This window comes from Streptococcus sp. M334, assembly GCF_000187745.1.
Classification (GTDB): domain Bacteria; phylum Bacillota; class Bacilli; order Lactobacillales; family Streptococcaceae; genus Streptococcus.
Genome location: NZ_GL732488.1, coordinates 176,703 through 179,394, shown reverse-complemented (window position 1 = coordinate 179,394; position 2,692 = coordinate 176,703). Strand labels below are relative to the sequence as shown.

2 protein-coding genes and 2 pseudogenes are annotated in these 2,692 nt (G+C 30.3%); 1 reads left to right on the top strand and 3 read right to left on the bottom strand.

Translation table 11 applies throughout. The annotated features are described in order from the left end of the window. A pseudogene (locus tag HMPREF0851_RS15815) lies at nt 1–174 on the bottom strand (site-specific integrase); the annotation flags it as partial. 92 nt (nt 175–266) lie between these two features. Here HMPREF0851_RS15815 and HMPREF0851_RS10870 point away from each other — a divergent pair. After that, a complete protein-coding gene (locus HMPREF0851_RS10870) occupies nt 267–839 on the top strand; it encodes a hypothetical protein (RefSeq protein ID WP_001293561.1) in 573 nt (190 codons plus the stop codon). 3 nt (nt 840–842) lie between these two features. Here HMPREF0851_RS10870 and HMPREF0851_RS10865 read toward each other — a convergent pair whose 3' ends face one another. Both HMPREF0851_RS10865 and HMPREF0851_RS0104115 read right to left on the bottom strand, forming a co-directional pair. Next, a complete protein-coding gene (locus HMPREF0851_RS10865) occupies nt 843–2,093 on the bottom strand; it encodes a hypothetical protein (RefSeq protein ID WP_000369188.1) in 1,251 nt (416 codons plus the stop codon). Between the two features lie 366 nt (nt 2,094–2,459). After that, nucleotides 2,460–2,672 (bottom strand): annotated as a pseudogene (locus HMPREF0851_RS0104115) (N-acetylmuramoyl-L-alanine amidase family protein); the annotation flags it as partial. Nucleotides 2,673–2,692: the final 20 nt, after the last annotated feature.

Genomic DNA, 2,692 nt, shown 5'->3' with positions numbered 1-2,692 from the left:
ATGTATTCGTTTTATGTTAGATTGTGTCAAGTGTTCTATATAGGATTCGATATTATCATGGTCTGAGTTATAAAATTGCATAAGATCATTCTTATAAGCGCGAATCGTGTGTGAACTCAAACGCTTATGAGTTTTGCAATAATCTAAGTAAGCAGAAATAAGTTTATAATCCATAAAAATCTCCTTTATCAATAATCATGCTATTATAAACCTATTTAGGTGCTTTGTATAGTGATAATAAATAGTTATCGGTAGGAGAAATTTCTATGAGTGAAAACAAAATACAGGTATTTTTGAGTAGGCCAAACCCCTTTACTCAACATCAAAGCTTTTTTATCAAGGAATTTACAAAATTGTTAAAGCAAAGTGGTTTTGAATGCGTTACCTTACAAGCTGCTGAATACTCCCCATATGAAGTGGTGACTTCTTTACGGGAAATGATACAAAGAAGCTATGGTATTATTGTTTTAGCATTTGGTCAAACATTTATTAATGAAGGAGTTAGGAAAAAGGATGCAGAAATAAATCCTGACTTTTTTGCATCAAAAGAAATCCACTTAAAAAACAAGTGGATAACTAGTGTTTATTGTCACATTGAAGGGATTTTAGCTCTCACTTTTGGACTTCCCATGTTAACAATTCCACAAGAAAATATAACAAAGGAAGGGATTTTAAAGCAAGGCGAATATTCAATTACAGCCCCAGAATTCGAATTGAACACAAAAGACGAAATCCTTCACTATTTACACTCAGATGAATTTCAAAAGAGTCTCCAAGAGTGGAAAACTATGGTTGAACAAAAATATAAATTTGTAAAAGATGGGGAACATACTTATTGAAATCTAGTCATTTATCAGTAAGCGTATTTTTGATAAATCTTTTTTTAATATATTTCGACCTTCTCGAATTGTTTTAGACTGTCTATCAGTCAGTCCAGTAATATCAATTTTTAAGTCGGAAATTAAACCTGAAATAAATAACAATTCTTCTTGATTAGATTTCAACCAAATATCGTCATATTCGCTAGATTTACGAACTAAAGTAGGCAGTGATCCTAAGATATATTTTGCGGTATATTTAGCAGTATAGTAATGCTCTTTTATAACCTCTATGTCGGTCTCTACATCTGCAATTTTTAATAAATTGGCACAATAATTTCTGGCACAATAAATATTATTATCTTCATAATTCATACCTAGACGATAGAAGTGAATTGCAGATAGTAAGTCATCTTTATTTTTCGTAATATAGAAGATACGCAAATAAATTGCTCCATATATGCCTAAAATTTTATGAAAAGTTGTTGTTTTTATATCAAGATATGGAATTAATTTTTGTTGAGAATCTCTTAGGTTATCGAGATTTGTTTCATCTTTTTTATATGAAGATAGAAGATAACCCGCAACTATTTCATCGTCAACAAACCCGCTATCTAAGATTTGTTTATATATTATTTCAGCCTCTACATATTGTTGAGAATCTTTTAAAGCATTAGCTACTTTAGTTAATTCACTCCATGATTGTTGTGAATTATATGTGGTAGTATTACTTTGAGAAGATGTTAAAGAATTGCTAATAACATGGTACAAATTTGATTCAAAAACAGGACTATCGATAAAGTGGTCATCAGAATTTTTTGCATTATCAATATAACTTGATAATAACTCCTGTATTCTTCTAAATTCCGAATACTCATTTAATTTATCAGAATCATATCTAATTTGAGGTAAATCTTGGATATCAAAAAACTTTATTTGAGCAGTATGATTATCACACAATATAATGGTTGATTTAGGTTTCATAGCATGACGTAATCCTAATTCATAGATTGCATTTTGATTCAAAGTTGTAATATCTGCTATTACAATGTCAGCCTTAAATATTCCCTCAATGAATGTTTTTGTTATACTTTTTGTTGTATATACCTCATCAGCCCTGAATTGCTCTTGACCATAAACAGATGTTAGCTTCTTTGAAATGATTGTTGGCTTAATAAGCTCGTTATAGACGAAATTTAAATCTACTTCAATATTAGTATTTGGAATCTTTTTTGTACCAAATCCCATAACAACAAAACATGTTTTATTATCCATATGTCATTCTCCTACCGATAACTATTTATTATCACTAGTATACCATAAAAATTAGTATTTCACTAATTTTATAGTGGATGATAAAGAGATAAAAAACAAAGAAACATTGTTTGGTATAACGCATTTAATTTTCTATAGAATATTCAATCTGGATTATCTTTTATAAATCTAGATTGAATAAAAGTCTAATAAGTAAGAGAGATTATTTTCCATAATTTCTCGAATAGAATATAAAAAGCGAACAAAACAGAATTCATTGTTTCGATTCGCTTTTTGTATTATTATCTAGATTTTTCTTGCACCTCTGCTAACATTTAGTCTGAGTAGGTGCACTAATAGCTGATGGAATAAAATGTATACTTTAGATTATTTCCAAGCGCCGCTGGCATCTACATAGTAGCCATCAGGTGTATAGGTATTGTGAAGCATCTTACCAGATGATGCGAGATAGTACCACTGACCTCCATCTTTTACCCAACCAGTCGCCATAGCACCTGAGTTGTTTAGGTAATACCAAGTTCCATTATAGTTTACCCAACCAGTTGCCATAGCACCTGAGTTGTTTAGGTAATACCAAGTTCATTATAGTTACCAACAGT

What these genes read in the sequence shown, in the direction of transcription:
- HMPREF0851_RS10870 (WP_001293561.1), top strand. Translation starts at nt 267, where the DNA reads ATGAGTGAAAACAAAATACAGGTATTTTTGAGTAGGCCAAACCCCTTT.
- HMPREF0851_RS10865 (WP_000369188.1), bottom strand. Translation starts at nt 2,093, where the DNA reads ATGGATAATAAAACATGTTTTGTTGTTATGGGATTTGGTACAAAAAAG.